We start from the raw sequence: 18,225 nt of genomic DNA, 5'->3' as shown, positions 1-18,225 counted from the left end.
TATGAAAAATAATATTTAGTTTTGTACTGCTAAAAGGTTTAAATCATACTTAAACTTTGTAAATGCTTATTTTTATGTTAAATAATTAGATTTTTTCATTTTTATTTCTTAATTTTTATGTTTGAGTATCGTATAGTATAAAAAACGGTTAATAAATGTTTTATATTAAATTAGTTCATTTTAACTGCTGGCAGAGATATTTTGCTTATTTGTTTTATAGAAATAGTGAAAAGCATAAATATAATAAATAAGTTTTATAATCAGAGTTAATTAAATGTTAAAAAATTACCGCTTGTGCTTTGAATTTTGGGGATTAATTTTATTTTTAATAATTATGATACCAAATTTTATTTACTTTGTTTTCCCACCCCTGCATGATATATTTCAGACAAATTCAATTACAGAAACTATTGATAAAGCAGCATTTGTATCTCAAATTTTTATGATTATTTCATTATGTTTTTTAAAGAATATAAAAAGTAAAAAAATTGCATTTACTCCACTTATTATCATTGCAGTATGCTTCTGTTTACTATATTTTGCAAGTTTTTTAGTTTATTATGCTGGCATAATAAATGGGTTTGTGATTTTAGGTTTAACTATCCCACCATGTTTAGCATTTTTATTTTTTGCTCTTGATAGGAAAAACTATATAGCATTAATTTTTATTTTATTTTTTACAATTTGCCATTTGATATATGCAGTAGTAAATTTTATAATCTAATCTAATCTAATCTAATCTAAATATAATATAATATAATATAATATAATATGGCAAAGGATGTATGTAATATAAGTTTCAATAAGTATTAATACTTTTTAAGATTATTGCAGCTGCTGCATTCTAGATACTGGACTTATCCAAAAATTTTGTCATATAAGTCATTTTGAGCCTGAAGTTATAAGGTGAAAAATCTAAACTATTTATATTACAGTAGAGTATATATATTTAAATTATTTTATTTTTTAGATACTTCGCTTAAAAATCAAGCTCAGTAAGACATAAGTTGAAGTGTATTGTGCTTTATTTAACTTTGTATATTTTTTAATGCGGTAGCATTTTTATACTGTATAAATTTTTGATATACTAAAATATGTCTTCCTGAGTGAGTATCAGCGAGCGAATTAAATATGAATATATAGATTACTATTATAGATACTTCGCCCTTTAAGGCTCAGTATGACTAAGATAGGGACAGGAAGTCCCGTCTTTAGTAAGTGATAGCCGAACTTGTTTCGGCAGAGCGTGATTTAAAAAATTCACGGATGAATTTTTTAATAAAGGATAGATATAGATTAAGATACTTCGCCCTTTAAGGCTCAGTATGACTAAGATAGGGACAGGAAGTCCCGTCTTTAGTAAGTGATAGCCGAACTTGTTTCGGCAGAGCGTGATTTAAAAAATTCACGGATGAATTTTTTAATAAAGGATAGATTAAGATACTTCGCCTTTCAGGCTCATTATGACATGATTATAACAGTATAGTAATATGACACTGCATTTTTGGATAAGTCTATATCCAACAATTAATATATTAATCTAACTAAGGTATTATAATTTTCATACTGTTTAGAAATTCCTGATTAAATTTTATATCAGCTTTTTCTAATGCTTTTTTTGTAAATCCATCAACTGCAGCATTACCTTTTATAGTTGAAATATAGTCAGCAATAGTTTCTTTTTCATTTTCAAGACCGCTTTTTTCAGGAGGAGTTATTTTTGCTACTTTGAAAATGTAAAAGTTATTGTCTAAAAGAAAAGGTTTTTGTAAAAAACTGCCATTTTTAGTTTTAATAATCTGCTCTATTAATACAGTATCATTTTTAAATATTTTTTCAAGTTCTGCACTGTCTCTTACAAATGATACATTTTGAATATAAGCATTATATTTAGAAGCTGTGTTTTCAAACCCACTGCCTGCTAAATCGCTTTCAAGAGCTTTAATACCTTCTTTTGTTATTTTATCAACTTTGTAGTCTATAACAAGCTGTTTGCTGATTTCATCCATTTTTGGGATATAGGAAGCTTTTCTATCAACTATCTCAAAGATATAAGCCATACTGCCGTCAAGCACTATCTGGCTTAACTCTCCCTTATTAAGTTTATACAGTGTATTTTTTGTTTCAGGTTTAATAGCAACTGCTGTCACTGGGAATATTTCATTTTCTGCAATAAAATCAAGCTCTGTAATATTCGCATTATAATCAGGGTTTGAGTTCTGCACTGCTGTGATACTGCCTCTATCTGCTATTTTTTGAAACTCATTTAATAAATATTTATTAAAAAGCTCTGCCGAAGAAGATGTTTTAATAGTTTCCTTTATTTCATCTTTCTTTTCTTCAAATGTATATTTTTTTGCAGACATTAAGTTATTTAAATAAGCAATAATATATCCGTTATTAACTTTTACTGGTTTAGAGTAAGTATTTACTGCTGTTGAAAATACTGTATCTTCAATATCTTTTTCAAGCATACCTTTTTCAACTGTTCCAATATGCCCGCCTTCTGCAGGAATAATATTTTTATCAGTATAGTTATCAGCTACTTCGGCAAAATTTTTACCAGCCTGCAACTGGCTGTAAGCTTCATCTATTTTTGCTTTTGCTTCTTCCATTGATTTATTATCGCTGTTATTTGCAATAATATATATTAAACTGACATCTGCACTTTCTTTTTTATCATAAAGCATAACATTATTATCATAATATTCTTTTGCCTGCTCATCAGATACATTATATTCATCTAAAAACTTATTTTTATCAAATGCTATATATTTCACTTTTATTTCTGCAGGCACTCTGTATATTTCTTTTGTGAGATTATAATATTCATTTAATGATGCATTATCAGTGTTTGCAGGAATATTTTTTTCAAAAGTATTAAGAGGAATTGCAGCATAGTCAACTGTAATATTAGATTTTCTATAATTATATTCATTTTCAATCTCTTTTTCAGTTGCGATAGATTGAGTTTGATATATAAGATTAGTCATTTTTCTCATTTTTATTTCATCTTTAACAGCTTTTTCATACTGTTCAGGATTTAAACCATTATTTCTTAATACCATTTCATACTGGTCAATATTAAATTCTCCATTTACCTGAAAAGATGGGATAGAGCGGATATATGAAACAAGTTCTAAATCAGTAGCAGGAATATTAAATCTTTCTGCTTCAATAAGCATTAATTTTTCATTAATTAATGATTGTAATACTCTTGCAGGCAGATTTTCAATTTGAACAGCACCACCATAGCGGCGTATCTCATCATCTGCCATTTTATATCTGGTTTGATATTCTTCGTATGTTATAATTTTATCATTAACTTTTGCTGCATATCCAAGAGCATTAGATTTCTCACCAACACCCCATACAACAAATATTGTGGCTACAAAAGCAATGATTACAAGCCATAAAACGATAGATAAAGCTTTACGATTATTTCTGATAGAACTTAACATAGTATATTCCCTGTATAATTATATTGTAGAAGACTCGCCAGAGTAACTATGGCACACCACTGTAATAGCTGCCGCTGCTTTCTTCCGAACCTGACGGGGTTTACTAAAACAGCGGTTGCACAGCCCCTGACGAGTCATCATGCACCCCTTTATATTAAGGAGAGAGACTTTATAAAAACAGATTATTTTTTATCAGTAATATCATATATTGTCAAACAAAAAATAAAGCATTAGTAAAAAAAGTATATTTTTACAATTTGAAGTTAATGCTGAATATTTAAACATAGTTATAAAAAAAATAAAAAATCTGCATTAATAAACCATATAATATAACACCAAATATTTCATTAGTATTTTTATACTTTTAAAATATAGTTATAAAAAAGCAATTATATTATTATTTTAAGTAAAAGAATAAAAAAAATAATGTTTTATAAAAGTTTTACTTGATTATATCTATAAAATGGTTTACTTTAATGATAGAACAATATTTTATTTGTTTTATAAATTATTTTTGGAGGACTATTATGGCTGGAGACAAACGCAAAATGCTGCTGTGGGCTATTCTCATAGGTCTTATACTTGGTGCAATAACTGGTGTTATTTTCGCATTTATTTCACCAGATAATGTTGTTAGAAAATATGCTCTTTTAGTAGCTGCTCCGCTTGGCACATTATTTATCAATCTTTTAAAAATGATTGTTACACCAGTTATTATTTTTACACTGGTTAGTGGTGTTGCAAGTATTGAACCTAGCAGGCTTGGTAAAGTTGGTGTTAAGATTATTATTTTCTATATGCTTACTTCCTTGATGGCAATTATTGTTGGTTTAGTTGTTGGTAATATAATGCAGCCAGGACAAGGCATTGTATTAGCGGAAACTGCAAAAGAAATAACAGCTAAAGAAGCTCCATCTCTTGTAACAATATTCCTTAATATTATCCCTACAAATCCATTTGCATCTATTGCAAAAGGTGATGTTCTTCCTATTATTTTCTTTTCTATTTTCTTTGGTATTGCACTTGCATTTGCAAGGGACAGTAGAGATGAAAAAGTAAAAGAAAGTGCAGATGTAGTTTACAAATTCTTTGATGGCTGTGCTCAAGTAATATTTAGAGTAGTTGGCTGGGTAATGCTTTATGCTCCTATTGGTGTGTTTTTCCTGATTTTCCAAGTATTTACTCAACAAGGTGCTGATGCTTTTGGACCACTTCTTCATGTTACTTTAGCAGTATATATTGGTTTAGTATTGCAAATATTTGTAGTATATATGCTGATTTGTGCAGCATTTAAAATAAATCCTGTTCTTTTTCTGAAAAAAGTATATGAACCATGGCTTACAGCTTTTGTTACCCGTTCTTCAGGCGGCACACTGCCAGTATCTATGGATACAGCTGAAAGAAAAATGGGTATTTCAAAAGGTGTTTATTCTTTCACACTGCCACTTGGTGCTACTATTAATATGGATGGAACAACAATATATCTTGGTGTTTGTGCAACCTTTATTGCAAATGCAGTAGGTATGCCGCTTGATGCAAGCCAGCAGATGACAGTAATCATTACAGCAGTTTTAGCTTCTATTGGAACAGCAGGTGTGCCTGGTGCTGGTGCAATTATGCTGATTATGGTTATGAACTCTGTAAACCTTGATGTTACACAAGGTAATGTAAAATTAGCTTATGCAATGATACTTGGTATTGATGCTCTTTTAGATATGGGTAGAACTTCTATGAATATTGTTGGCGACCTTTGCGGAACATGTGTTGTGGCTAAACTAGAAGATGAAATGGACCCTTCATTCTGGACCACTGAAAAAATTTAATATAATTTATTAACTTTAATATTTAATTCGTTTATCCGCAGTGCAGGCTGCGGATAAATTTTTTCATATTTTATTAAAATAATGGGGAATACAATGAAAACTATAGGTATAATAGGTGGAATGGGGCCTGCAGCTACTATTGATTTATATCAAAAACTCATAGACCAGACTCCAGCAGAAAAAGACCAAGACCATATACATGTTATAATTGACAGTTATCCACAGATAGAAGATAGAACGAGATATATACTTTATGGTGGTATAAATCCATCATTAAAATTAGTTGAAAGTGCAAAGCGTCTTGAAGCATCAGGAGCTGAGGCTCTTATTATGCCTTGCAATACTGCTCATTATTTTGCAAAAGATATTGAACGAGCAGTAAATATTCCTTTAATACATATTGTTAAATGCAGCGCTGAAGCTGTTAAAAGTAGATACCCAGAAACTAAAAAAATAGGTCTTATTGCTACAAGTGGCACTATTAAAGCAGATGTTTATGGTAATATATTAAAAGAATACGGCTTTGAAACTGTTGTGCTTTCTGAAAAAATAGAAAATAATATAATGGACTGCATTTATAAAGGTGTAAAAGCTGGTAAAACTAAAGAATACAGTCCATTATTTCAGCAGTGCATTGATGAAATAACTGCATTAGGGGCAGATTTGTTAATAGAAGGCTGCACAGAAATTCCTTTACTTATGCCTTATGTAAAAACTAACCTTCCAGTAATTGATGCAACTTATGAACTGGCACAAGCTGCTGTTAATTATGCCTTGACTAAATAATTTTATTGCATTATATTTCAATATATTTATAGGAGTATATATAATGAGTAATAATATTAAATACTGCTCAGAATGTGGCAGGGAGATTTCTTCTAATGCGGTTGTTTGCCCGAACTGTGGAGTTCAATTAAAGCCGTTACAAGCAGCAGGTTCTGGAAGAAACAGGTTTGTTGCTGCTATATTGGCATTTTTATTAGGTGGTTTTGGTATACAGTGGTTTTATTTAGGTAAGACTATGTATGGAGTGCTTTCCATACTTTTTTGCTGGACATTTATTCCATCAATTATAGCATTTATTCATTTTATTATGCTTTTAATATCAAGTGATGAAGCATTTAATGCAAAATATAATAATTGGTAGATTATTTTTTGCCTGCGGTATAATTAAAAATAAAAGTGATGTATAATTTTTAAACTATTAAATAAAGTATTTCATTTAGTGTGATATGATAGAAATGCTGCTATTTTACCAACTCTTTTATAACCTATAATTTTGCATAATAAGTCAGTAAATCTGCCATATTTTCTGTAAAACACATTAAACAGATAGTATGGTATCCACTGGTTTTTTGCCTTTGGTGTTCTTTTAATAATATTTTTAAGGGAGTATATATCTTTATATATTTTAAGATAACCCTGATATAGTTCACAGGCAGTCATATTTTTTGGCTGAAATACTACATTTGCGGTGTTATATTTGGAGTAATCAAAATCTATAATTCTGTTATTTGAAAGAAATTCTTTATAAAGTTTTGTGCCCGGATATGGGGTTAAAATATGTGATGTAACTGTTTCTATTTTATTATCAATTATCCATTTTAAAGTGTTTTCAAATACTGATTTATCGTCACCATCAAGTCCAAATACAAAGCTTGCATTAATCATAATACCACGCTTATGGATTTCATTAACAGCAAAATTATATTTTTCTAATTTATTCTGCACTTTTGAAACATTAGATATTGAGCTTTCGTTTATACTTTCAAAACCAATAAAAAGGCTCTGGCAGCCGCCTGCTTTCATTTCATCAAGCAGTTCAGGCATATCAGCAACATTAAGAGATACAGCAGCATTCCATTTTACATTTAAATATTTTAATTCTTTAATAAATAACATAGTCCATTTTGGATTGCCTATAAAGTTATCATCTATAAACATAATATGTTTTTTATTAACTGTTTTAATATCATTTATAACATCTTCTATATTTCTATTAATATAAAACTTTTTATAGGCATCGCAGCTGTTGTAGCAGAAATCGCATTTATAAGGGCAGCCTCTGCTTGTAGATATAATATTGCAGTAAAGGTAGTTTTTCTCTTTTATCAGGTTATAAGCAGGGGATACAATTTGTGATGGAGTAATATCTGAAGCATTATGTTTATATATTTTTTTTAAGCAGCCTTTTTCAAAATCATTAATAATCATCTGCCATGTAGTTTCTGCAATACCAATAGATACAGCATCAAAATATTTGGCAGTTTCTTCTGGATTTGCAGTAGTGTGTATACCGCCTGCTACAACAGGAATATTTTTTTCCTGAAATTTTTTTGCAATATCTTTTGCTCTTGGAAAAACATCTACTGTAATGCTTATTCCTACAATATCAACTTTTTCATCATAGTTAATTGGAGCTGTATTTTCATTTTCATATATTATGGTATGCTTATCCTGCAGCATATTAGCAATGGTTAAAAGACCAAGAGATGGTGCCATTTGAGCTTTAAGCCCGCTATCCATTGGTCTTTTACACATTTTAGGCTGAATCAGCTTAATAATCATTTAAATTTCCTAAATATGATGAAGAATATAGAATATTTTAAATGAGAACCACATAAAAAAGCACTGCAAAAAACTGTAAAACAGTGCCACCAAGCACAAAAAGGTGCCATATAGCATGGTTAAAAGGCAGTGATTTCCATTTATAAAATATGACACCGACAGTGTATGAAAGCCCGCCCAGCACTACAAGGATAATACCGCCTGTTTCTACATTTTTTATAAAAGGGTATATAGCAATGATAATTATCCAGCCCATAATAAGATAAATAAAAGTAGATACTTTTCTTAATTTATTGCCATATATTATTTTTAAAACAGTGCCGACTATTGCACAAGCCCATACAACACCAAAAATAGACCAGCCCCAGCCACCCCTTAAATTTACAATCATAAATGGAGTATAAGAGCCTGCTATAAGGTAGTATATAGAAATATGGTCAAACATATTTAGTTTTGATGCTGCTTTTGTTTTTGATAAGCTGTGGTATAATGTTGAAGCAGTATATAATATTATCATTGAAGCACCATATATAGCTGATGCTGTAATTTTCCATGCATCACCGTATTTTGATGCAAAAACAACTAATATAACAAGTCCAGCTATGCTGAGCCCTGCACCAAGACCATGTGTTACTGCATTCATTATTTCTTCATTTTTAGTATATTTTGGTAAAATAGTAGAAGTCATTTACTCTCCTTATATATTGATACAAAATAATAGAATAGACTTAAACTGAACCAAGGAATTCATCAATGGAATGTTCCTTGATTTTAAGCGGTCCTTGAAAAAGGCTGCATCTAGTTTTCACTTCATCTTTTGTAATATATTTTTTTTGAGCTGCACATCTGAAAATATAAAGTTCTTTCATCTGCTCTACTTTTATTTCTTTTTTATATATGCAGCCGTGGTTACATCCATTACCCATAGGGTAAACTTATACTATTAAAATAAAATTATCAATAAAAATATTAAAATAAAACATACACAAAACAAATAATCCAAAAATGCTTATTTTTTAAAAAAATAGTTGACAAAATCCCCCCCATATATAATGCCAGAAATTTTTTAGAAAAGGGTGATTTTATGAAAAAGTCTTTATTACTTATTTTAGCAAGTCTTTTTACTGTTTTTGCACTTACTGGCTGTGCAGACGAAGAAAAAAATGATACACCAGTGATAACTCAGCCAACATTATCAGAATCAGATTTGAAATCATTACAAGGCACATATGATATAGAGTTTTTCTATACATATGCAACAGTAGCAACATTAACAAATGATTGCAGCAAACTTCAAGAATATGTAGGTAGTGATGCAAAATGTTCTAACATTGCAAATCAAAGAGATTCGGAAATGCAAGGAAAAGGAAGTATAGCTGTTTCTAATGATTATGTAAAAATAATTACAAAAGTTCAATTAGATGGTGGTGGATTTAATAATCCAACGGTAGCTCAAGTTGCAAAAAATCAAAAATATAATTACACTGTTTATAATGATATACCAGTTTCTGCTGTTAAAGATAATTATTTAAATCTTGATAATGTTACAAAGGGAACAACTGGTAGAAATGCAGATAGTTTGGCAGGCAGTAAAGATGATACTTATAATATAACTATAGAAAATGGTATTGTTATAATAGATATGATTAAAGATACTGGTATTAGTATTGCAAAAACTGCTCCTGTTGTTGTTCGTATGAAAAAAGTATCTGATAATGTAGAAACTCTTGATCCAAATACTGCATTTCCTACACCTGATATATCAAATATATTTAAAGCAGATATTGGATATAATAATTAATATAATTTGATTTAATTGTTTTTAACATATAAGGCGACAAAGTTTAATTGTTGCCTTTTTATACATCTACTAGAATACATTTATTATTTTATTTAGTATTATTAATAAGTTATCAAATTTTATTTGTAATTATTTATTAAGACTTATGTGATGTTTTAAAAAAAGTGGGTTACGCTATTAATAAAATATTGCCATTTTATCATATAAGTATTATATGATTTTTTATTATATAGTGTGGAGTATTTTATGGCATCTAAGGAAAGGTTTGTTCCAGTATTTTTTGAAGTTATAAGAAATTATTCATTAGCTTTATTTAAAAAAGACTTATTTGCAGGTATAACAGTTGGTATTGTGGCAGTTCCTTTGGCACTGGCTTTTGCAATAGCAAGTGGTGCTACACCATCTCAGGGTATATTTACTGCAGTTATTGCAGGTTTCTTTATTTCATTTTTAGGCGGCAGCCGTTATCAGATAGGCGGTCCTACTGGTGCATTTGTTATTATTATATATGGTATTATTGCTCAGCATGGTTATGACGGTCTGATTATTGCTACAATTATGGCAGGTATTATATTAATATGTTTAGGTATAGCTCGGGTTGGCTCATTTATTAAATTTATACCATATCCTGTTACAACAGGCTTTACAGCAGGCATTGGGGTTGTTATTTTTTCATCTCAGATAAAAGACTTTTTAGGCTTAACATATAAAGAAACATCACCTGAATTTATAGATAAATGGATAAGTATATTTTCAAACCTTTCTACAATCAATATATCATCTGCAGCTATAGGTGCAGGCACAGTTATCATAATATTAATTATAAGAAAAATGTCTACAAATATACCATCTCATGTTGTTGCAATAGTTATTTCAACAGCTGCTTGTTTTTTATTAGGCTTAAATGCAGAAACAATAGGTGACAGGTTTGGCACAATTAATGCAGTGTTTCCATCATTTACAGTGCCGGAAGTAACTATTGAGAAAATAAGAGCATTATTTCCTGCCGCCATAACAATTGCACTGCTTGCAGGTATAGAATCTCTGCTTTCAGCAGTTGTGGCAGACGGTATGACAGGCTCGCATCATAAATCAAATACAGAGCTTATAGGTCAAGGTGCTGCAAATATTTTAAGCGGCTTTTTTGGCTGTATCCCAGCAACTGGAGCAATAGCAAGGACTGCAACAAATGTCCGTGCTGGCGGTGTAACCCCGCTTTCTGGCATTACACATGCAGTATTTTTATGTTTATTTATACTTTTCTTTTCATTTTTAATAGAAATAATACCAATGGCCGCTCTTGCTGGTGTTCTTTTAGTAGTTTCTGTTGATATGATGGGTATAAAAAATATGGCAAACCTTTTAAGTTCGCCAAAAAGCGATGTGGTTGTGCTGCTTACAACATTTATATTAACTATTGTAATAGACTTAACTGCTGCAGTGCAGGTTGGTGTTGTGCTTGCTGCACTGCTTTTTATGAAGCGTATGAGTGATGTTACAAGTATGGGTAAAATAAATTTTGATGTGTCAGAAAAAACTGCTAAGAATATTGCAGACCCAGATGCAACATCAAATAAAGAAATACCAGAAGGTGTTGAAGTTTATGAAATTAATGGACCATTCTTCTTTGGTGTTGCAGATATGCTTATTAATACATTAGAACATATAGGTAAAACTCCAAAAGTATTTATTCTCCGCATGCGAAATGTTCCTGCAATAGATGCAACTGGCGAGCATGCACTGGAAAACTTTTATAATACATGTAAAAAAGCAGGAACACAGCTTGTTTTATCTGGTGTAAATCCAGCACCTTATGCAACACTTAAAAAAATGCACTTTATAGAGATGATTGGCGAAGAAAATATTACAAACCATATTGATAAAGCCCTTATTAGAACAAGAGAAATCTTAAAAGAATTAGAATAAAAAGTTGAATAAGCCCTATAAGGTTATTTATTCAATAATAAGTATTATATGAAATTTAACATTGTAAAATAACGGGTAATATTTTATAAGCAAAGAAAATAACTATTAATAATATATAATATTATACTAATTTAAATTTCGTTTGTCTATTCTGAGCCATGTCATTCTGAATGTTTGTGTCAACAAACAATGAAGAATCTGTAAGGCGAATAATCTGAAATATACAAATTTCTAATGTATGTAATAAATTAAAATGTGGTAAATATATGTAATATTTACAATCTAGTTATCTCGCCCCCTTGGCAGAATTAGGAAGAGATTTAGTATAAGTACGCATTATATTTTACAATAAGCTTATTAGAAAATATTGGATGAGTTAAAATTTAATATAACTAATCTTAAAATATTATTTCAAAGTGAAACCTATTGTCGCATAAGTTTGGTAGATTAAATATTGTATTACAAGCTGGTAAATATTGATAGACAAAATAACAAGTTTGCTGTATAATAAAAATGGTGACTTATATTATTCTTTATATAATAGTTATATTGAGGTGTAATTTGTTAATAATATTAAATAAATCTGGTTTTAATCGGGGGGGGGCAGACGCAGTTCTGATTTTCTAACTCACCCTTTTTGCCTATATCCCTTTATAAATAACACAATCTTATTGTATCATTCATCTTTATTTGATAATTCTTCTTAAATTCCAATAATTATTATTCAGTGTAAAGATTTACACCTTATCAAAGTTTGTAATAATTTTAAAGAACATTTTGTGGTGTGCAAGAGAAATACACACACTGTTATAAAGAATAGTATTGTACAATTTATTGTTAAACAAGGAGAATTTTATGGAAAATTTAGAAAATAAAAAGAAATATGAACAATTAAAAAAAATGGATAAGAAGTATAGTATTATATCAGCATTGTTTTTTATTCCATCAATTTTTTTTGGGTTGATTGAGTTGCTTTTCTTATTTGCCGTGTTAAATGGGGATCAGCAGGATTTACCTTTGTTAGTGCTAAATAGTATTATATTTATTCCATTAATTATAGCATTTATTTATTTTGTCAAAAAAGTTCCTGATGCTGATGAAATAAGGAGATACTGTCCTTACTGTTATGAAAAAGATTTTAAAACAACAAAATTGAGTGAAGAATGTATTAGGGTATATAATAAGCAAGAAAAAAGAACAATAAAAAATAAACATGGAAATAGAATTGAAACATATGTTCCTGTGCGAGTTGAAGAATGGAAAGGTAAATACAAAAATGAGTGTTGTGGAAAAGAATATGAAGATACATGGGAACATAAAATAGATTTAAGAGATTAAACTTTATATTTTATAATGGCATGGAGGGTTTATATTATGTCAGAAAGCATTGAAGTAGATATAAAGAGTTTAGGAGTATTGATAAATGACTATAAACTTAAAATCCCTGATTATCAGCGGCAATATACTTGGAAGAAATCAACTGCTGATTACAGCTGTATAAAAATAATCTTAAAATATCTATAGTTTTGGAGTAATATATGAGTGAAGACAGCATAAAGGAAAAAATAAGAGATTTATTATTATCTAATGATTTTAAAAGACTAACATATAAAAAAGATGAAGCCAATATTTTTAAAATAATTAATATGGCAGATAAGGAAATAGTTCATTCTGATATGTTAGCATGGCTTTTTAATCCTTATGAAAATCATAATCTTAATGATAAAGTATTAAAAGAAATATTGATGCAGCTTTCAAAAAAAGATGCAGAGTATATAAACCTGCTTTTACTAGATTATTCTGATTTAGAAGTATATAGAGAATATACAGTAGATAACGGCAGAAGAATAGATATTGTAATGGAAAGTAAAAATAATAAAGTAATTTTTATTATTGAAAATAAAATATGGAGTGGAGAAGGTGATAACCAGTTAGAAGATTATAAAAATTATATAGATGAAAAATATAGTGATTATAACAGGATATTTTTATTTCTTACTCCAGAAAAAGAAAGAAAAGAAAAATATAAAGGATATATTCATATAACATATAGTATGATTTATAGTGTTCTAAATTGTGTATTACAGGAAAATCAAATTAAATTTGAGATAAGTGTAATTATAAGACAATATAAAGAAATAATAGGGAGATATATTATGGGCAGTATAGATAAAGAAATGGTAGATTTATGCAGAAAATTATATGTGGAGCATAAAGAAGCATTAGATAAAATTATGCAGTATGGAAATACAACTTATTATTTAACAGAAGTTATAAATGAAATATTGGATAATGAACAAATTTATAATGGAAAGGTAATACTTAAAAATTATGGTCATATAGTATATTTACCACACTGCAAAAGTGAGACAAGAGAAAAATTGCAATGTGGATTTCAAAAAGATAGAGAATATCTTGCATTAACAATCTCAATAGAAATAAAAGATGAAAATGTAACAATATATTTACAAGGAAGTGGAAGAAACGAAAACAATACTGCTGAACAAAATAATAATTATGATAAATTAAAAAATATATTTGAGAAAGACTTAAATAAAAAAATCAATAAGTGGGGTTGGTATATTTTGACTGATACAAACTTTAAAAGTGAAGTATATACTAATAATGAAGAATATATAAAAAAAGTAAAAGACTCGCTGTATGATAAGTTAGCAGAACCTATTGCTGAATTTAATAAAATAATATCACTTTTTGAAAATATGAAATGATATATATACTGCAAATACTGTGAAAATTAATTTAGTAATTTATGGAGTATGGTTTATAATAGGGACAGTTGTGGTAAATCATAAACAGGCAGACACAAGTCATTATAAAATGAAATTATAAGAAATTTTTAAAGCTCTATGCAGTATATAACATAAATAATACTGTGTAGAGCTGTTTTTTGAAATCTAATAGTCAAATTTTGCTAAATACAGAATAGACAGTGGATGATGTGTTATTGGTTTAAATGCAGTATTTTTATGCCATACTTTCTCAAATGTCTTCCTGAGCCTGTTAAACAGGCGAAGGAACTAGATTATAGATTATAAATCCTGCATATATTTATTACATTTTAGTTTATTTAATATATTAGAAATTTGCATATTCTATATTCTTCGCCTTATAGATTCTTCATTGTTTGTTGACACAAACATTCAGAATGACAAAATCGCTGGGTAATTGTCATTCTGAACGCTTGCTTGCAAGCCGTGAAGAATCTGTTTTTTATTGGTTTAACCTGAATTTTATAATTATCACTTTCTATTTATAGGTTATTCATCATATTTTCATTCCATACTCTCTCAAATGTCTTCCTGAGCCTGCCAAGCAGGCGAAGGAACTAGAGTGCAAATACTGCACATATTTATCTTATTCTAATTTATTATATATTGAATGTATTTACAGTAAATTTTATTCTTTTATATTTAGTTTAACATATAAATTGTGATTTAAGAAAAATGTGGGTGAAACAGAAAAAAAATACTTGCTTTTTTCTTTTAGATGTTATAAGATTTCTGCCATTGAGATGGAAACAAACCGTCAGGTCTATCATGCCTATGTCATTAAAGGGGAGTTTCCGACAAGCTAAATTATTAATAAAAAATTAAAATTGCTTTTAATAGAGGCAGAAAAATTTTAATAAATAAATACATTCATGGCATAATGTCATAATTTTATTGGAGGTGTTCTTTGCCGACTCTTAATCAGTTAGTTAGATTTGGTCGTATGGAGATGATTAAAAAGACTAAATCTCCGGCATTACAAGCAAACCCACAAAGGCGTGGAGTGTGTGTTCGTGTATATACCACAACACCTAGAAAACCTAACTCAGCTTTAAGAAAAGTTGCAAGGGTTCGTTTAACAAATGGTATTGAGGTAACAGCTTATATCCCGGGTATTGGTCACAACCTTCAAGAGCACTCTGTTGTTCTTGTTCGTGGCGGAAGGGTAAAAGACTTACCAGGTGTTCGTTACAAAGTTATCCGTGGAGCATTAGATACTGCCGGTGTTGCAAACAGGAAAAAAAGCCGTTCTAAATACGGTGCTAAAAGGCCTAAATAAGAGAGGAATATAAATGGCACGCAGAAGAGGAACTAAAAAACGCGAAGTGTTACCTGACCCAATATACAGGGATACACTTGTTACAAAATTTATTAACAGTTTAATGTATTCTGGTAAAAAATCAGTTGCAGAAGGCATTTTTTACAAAACATTAAATTTGATTAAAGAAAGAGGCAGCGAAGAAGGTATTGAAGTTTTCAAAAAAGCTATTGAAAATGTTAAACCTGTTCTTGAAGTTAAATCTCGCAGAGTTGGTGGTGCTACATATCAAGTGCCAACAGAAGTGAGAGCAGCAAGAAGGCAGGCACTTTCTATTAAATGGATTATTACAGCATCCCGCTCAAGAAAAGAAAGAACTATGGTTGAGCGTCTTGCTGGTGAATTAATGGATGCAGCATCTAATAAAGGTGCATCTATTAAAAAAAGAGAAGATACTCACAAAATGGCAGAAGCAAACAGAGCTTTTGCACATTTTAGATGGTAATAACAGGAGTTTGTTGTGGCAAGAACAAAATCTTTAGATTTACAAAGAAATATCGGTATCATGGCTCACATTGATGCTGGTAAAACTACTACAACTGAGCGTATTCTTTACTACACTGGTGTTAACTATAAAATCGGTGAAGTTCATGACGGCGCTGCTACTATGGACTGGATGGAGCAGGAAAGAGAAAGAGGTATTACAATTACTTCTGCTACTACACAATGCTTCTGGAAAGACTATGTTGTTAATATTATTGATACTCCGGGACATGTTGACTTTACAATTGAAGTTGAACGCTCCCTTAAAGTATTAGATGGTGCAGTTGGTGTATTCTGTGCTGTTGCTGGTGTTCAGCCACAGTCTGAAACAGTTTGGAGACAAGCTGATAAATACAAAGTTCCACGAGTTGCATTCGTTAACAAAATGGATAGAACTGGTGCAAATTTCTACCGTGTTCTTGAAATGATGAATGACAGGCTTGGTGCTACACCTGTTGCAGTTCAAATACCAATAGGTGCGGAAGATAAATTCCAAGGTGTTGTAGACTTAATAGAAATGAAAGGCTATATTTGGGATGTTGAAGGTGACTTTGGTATGAAATTTAAGGAAGTAGAAATTCCTGCTGACCTTAAAGACAAAGCTGCAGAATATCGTGCAAAAATGATAGAAACAGCTGTTGAAGCTGATGAAGCTCTTATGGAAAGATACCTTGAAGGCGGAGAAATCACTAATGATGAAATCAAATCTGCACTTCGTAAAGGGACATGTGCATTACAGTTTAACCCTGTATTATGCGGAACAGCTTTTAAATATAAAGGTATTCAAAAACTTCTTGATGCAGTAGTTGATTATCTCCCATCTCCACTTGATATTCCTGCTATTACTGGTATTAATCCAGAAACTAATCAGGAAGAAACTCGTGAAGCTAGTGACGATGTTCCATTTTCTGCATTAGCATTTAAAATTATGACAGACCCATACATGGGGCAGCTTGCATATTTCCGTGTTTATTCTGGTGTGTTTGAAGCTGGTAACTATGTTCTTAACTCTACTAAAGATAAAAAAGAGCGTATCGGTCGTCTTTTAAAAATGCACTCTAATAAAAGAGAAGAAATTAAAGAAATCCGTGCTGGTGATATTTGTGCAACAGTTGGACTTAAATTCACTACAACAGGGGATACTCTTTGTGATGAAAAAAATCCAGTAGTATTAGAAGCTATGGAGTTTCCAGAGCCAGTTATATCTATTGCTATTGAGCCAAAAACAAAAGCAGACCAAGATAAACTTTCTGTTGCATTAGGCAAACTTGCTTCTGAAGACCCATCTTTCAGAGTAAGAGTTGATGAAGAAACTGGTCAGACAGTTATTTCAGGCATGGGCGAGCTCCACCTTGAAATTATTGTTGACCGTTTAAAAAGAGAATTTAAAGTGGAAGCTAACATTGGTAACCCACAAGTTGCTTATCGTGAAACTTTCCGTAAAGCAGTTAAAACTGAAGGTAAATACATTAAACAGTCTGGTGGTAAAGGTAACTATGGCCACTGCTGGTTAGAAATGACTCCACTTGAACCGGGTGCTGGTTTTGAATTTGAAAATAAAATCGTTGGTGGTGCAATACCAAAAGAGTATATTCCAGCTATTGAAAAAGGTGTTACTGAAGCTATGGAAAATGGTATTGTTGCAGGATACCCTGTTGTTGACTTTAAAGTTACTGTATTTGACGGTTCTTTCCACGAAGTTGACTCTAACGAAATGGCATTTAAAATTGCTGCATCTATGGCATTTAAAGATGGTATGAAACAAGGCTCTCCTGTGCTTTTAGAGCCAATTATGAAAGTTGAAGTTGTTACTCCTGATGAATACATGGGCGATGTTATGGGCGATTTAAGCTCTAGACGCGGTAGAATAGAGGGTATGAATGTTCAAGGTAATGCACAGGTTATTAATGCAATGGTGCCATTAAAACAAATGTTTGGTTACTCTACAGAATTACGCTCTATTACACAAGGTCGTGCAACTTATACTATGCAGTTTGACCATTATGAAGAAGTACCTGCAAATATTGCAGAAGAAATTATAAAATCTAGAAATTAA

Annotated in this window: 16 protein-coding genes and 1 other RNA gene; 12 read left to right on the top strand and 5 right to left on the bottom strand. The window is 30.4% G+C overall.

The window, feature by feature from the left end:
- The first annotated feature begins 274 nt into the window (after positions 1–274).
- Complete coding sequence (locus N508_RS04855; RefSeq protein WP_023275277.1) at positions 275–724, top strand: hypothetical protein; 450 nt, start codon at positions 275–277, stop codon at positions 722–724.
- Positions 725–1,544: 820 nt separating this feature from the next.
- On the opposite strand, the gene N508_RS04850 is transcribed toward N508_RS04855, so the two are convergent.
- On the bottom strand, positions 1,545–3,461 hold the full coding sequence (locus N508_RS04850) for a peptidylprolyl isomerase (protein WP_023275276.1): 1,917 nt from the start codon (positions 3,459–3,461) through the stop codon (positions 1,545–1,547).
- Between the two features lie 32 nt (positions 3,462–3,493).
- Positions 3,494–3,593: signal recognition particle sRNA small type (gene ffs / locus N508_RS04845), an RNA gene on the bottom strand.
- Positions 3,594–3,988: 395 nt separating this feature from the next.
- Here ffs and N508_RS04840 point away from each other — a divergent pair.
- The 3 genes from N508_RS04840 (at position 3,989) to N508_RS04830 (ending at position 6,431) form a co-directional block, all read left to right on the top strand.
- A complete protein-coding gene (locus N508_RS04840; protein ID WP_023275275.1) occupies positions 3,989–5,284 on the top strand; it encodes a dicarboxylate/amino acid:cation symporter in 1,296 nt (431 codons plus the stop codon).
- A 93-nt stretch (positions 5,285–5,377) separates the two neighbouring features.
- Positions 5,378–6,070, top strand: coding sequence for a cysteate racemase (gene cuyB, locus N508_RS04835; RefSeq protein ID WP_023275274.1), 693 nt, complete (start codon positions 5,378–5,380; stop codon positions 6,068–6,070).
- Between the two features lie 43 nt (positions 6,071–6,113).
- Positions 6,114–6,431 (top strand): TM2 domain-containing protein, encoded by a 318-nt coding sequence (locus N508_RS04830; RefSeq protein ID WP_023275273.1) that lies wholly within the window; start codon positions 6,114–6,116, stop codon positions 6,429–6,431.
- A gap of 71 nt (positions 6,432–6,502) precedes the next feature.
- On the opposite strand, the gene N508_RS04825 is transcribed toward N508_RS04830, so the two are convergent.
- Genes N508_RS04825 through N508_RS04815 form a run of 3 tightly spaced genes read right to left on the bottom strand, consistent with a single transcriptional unit; the run spans position 6,503 to position 8,778 of the window.
- Positions 6,503–7,852, bottom strand: a complete 1,350-nt coding sequence (locus N508_RS04825) for a B12-binding domain-containing radical SAM protein (protein WP_023275272.1) — start codon at positions 7,850–7,852, stop codon at positions 6,503–6,505.
- Between the two features lie 37 nt (positions 7,853–7,889).
- Entirely contained in the window at positions 7,890–8,540 is a 651-nt protein-coding gene (gene trhA, locus N508_RS04820; RefSeq protein ID WP_023275271.1) for a PAQR family membrane homeostasis protein TrhA, read from the bottom strand.
- Between the two features lie 40 nt (positions 8,541–8,580).
- Positions 8,581–8,778 (bottom strand): hypothetical protein, encoded by a 198-nt coding sequence (locus N508_RS04815; RefSeq protein ID WP_023275270.1) that lies wholly within the window; start codon positions 8,776–8,778, stop codon positions 8,581–8,583.
- Between the two features lie 158 nt (positions 8,779–8,936).
- Between N508_RS04815 and N508_RS04810 the strand changes: the two genes are divergently transcribed.
- From N508_RS04810 to fusA, 8 genes are all read left to right on the top strand, one after another.
- Entirely contained in the window at positions 8,937–9,653 is a 717-nt protein-coding gene (locus N508_RS04810) for a hypothetical protein (protein WP_023275269.1), read from the top strand.
- A 246-nt stretch (positions 9,654–9,899) separates the two neighbouring features.
- Positions 9,900–11,579 carry a SulP family inorganic anion transporter gene (locus N508_RS04805; protein ID WP_023275268.1) on the top strand — a complete coding sequence of 560 codons (1,680 nt, stop codon included), beginning with the start codon at positions 9,900–9,902 and terminating at the stop codon, positions 11,577–11,579.
- Positions 11,580–12,434: 855 nt separating this feature from the next.
- On the top strand, positions 12,435–12,917 hold the full coding sequence (locus N508_RS04800) for a hypothetical protein (RefSeq protein ID WP_023275267.1): 483 nt from the start codon (positions 12,435–12,437) through the stop codon (positions 12,915–12,917).
- A 36-nt stretch (positions 12,918–12,953) separates the two neighbouring features.
- Positions 12,954–13,103, top strand: a complete 150-nt coding sequence (locus tag N508_RS04795) for a hypothetical protein (RefSeq protein WP_023275266.1) — start codon at positions 12,954–12,956, stop codon at positions 13,101–13,103.
- Positions 13,104–13,117: 14 nt separating this feature from the next.
- Positions 13,118–14,308 carry a PDDEXK-like family protein gene (locus N508_RS04790; protein ID WP_023275265.1) on the top strand — a complete coding sequence of 397 codons (1,191 nt, stop codon included), beginning with the start codon at positions 13,118–13,120 and terminating at the stop codon, positions 14,306–14,308.
- 967 nt (positions 14,309–15,275) lie between these two features.
- Complete coding sequence (gene rpsL, locus N508_RS04785; protein WP_023275264.1) at positions 15,276–15,647, top strand: 30S ribosomal protein S12; 372 nt, start codon at positions 15,276–15,278, stop codon at positions 15,645–15,647.
- Between the two features lie 13 nt (positions 15,648–15,660).
- Positions 15,661–16,131, top strand: a complete 471-nt coding sequence (rpsG, locus tag N508_RS04780; RefSeq protein WP_023275263.1) for a 30S ribosomal protein S7 — start codon at positions 15,661–15,663, stop codon at positions 16,129–16,131.
- 15 nt (positions 16,132–16,146) lie between these two features.
- A complete protein-coding gene (gene fusA / locus N508_RS04775) occupies positions 16,147–18,225 on the top strand; it encodes an elongation factor G (RefSeq protein ID WP_023275262.1) in 2,079 nt (692 codons plus the stop codon).

Origin of the sequence: Mucispirillum schaedleri ASF457 (genome assembly GCF_000487995.2) — a bacterium.
GTDB classification, from domain to species: domain Bacteria; phylum Chrysiogenota; class Deferribacteres; order Deferribacterales; family Mucispirillaceae; genus Mucispirillum; species Mucispirillum schaedleri.
The sequence above is the reverse complement of the archived record's forward strand: the minus strand, read 5'-3'. Positions and strand labels throughout refer to the sequence as shown.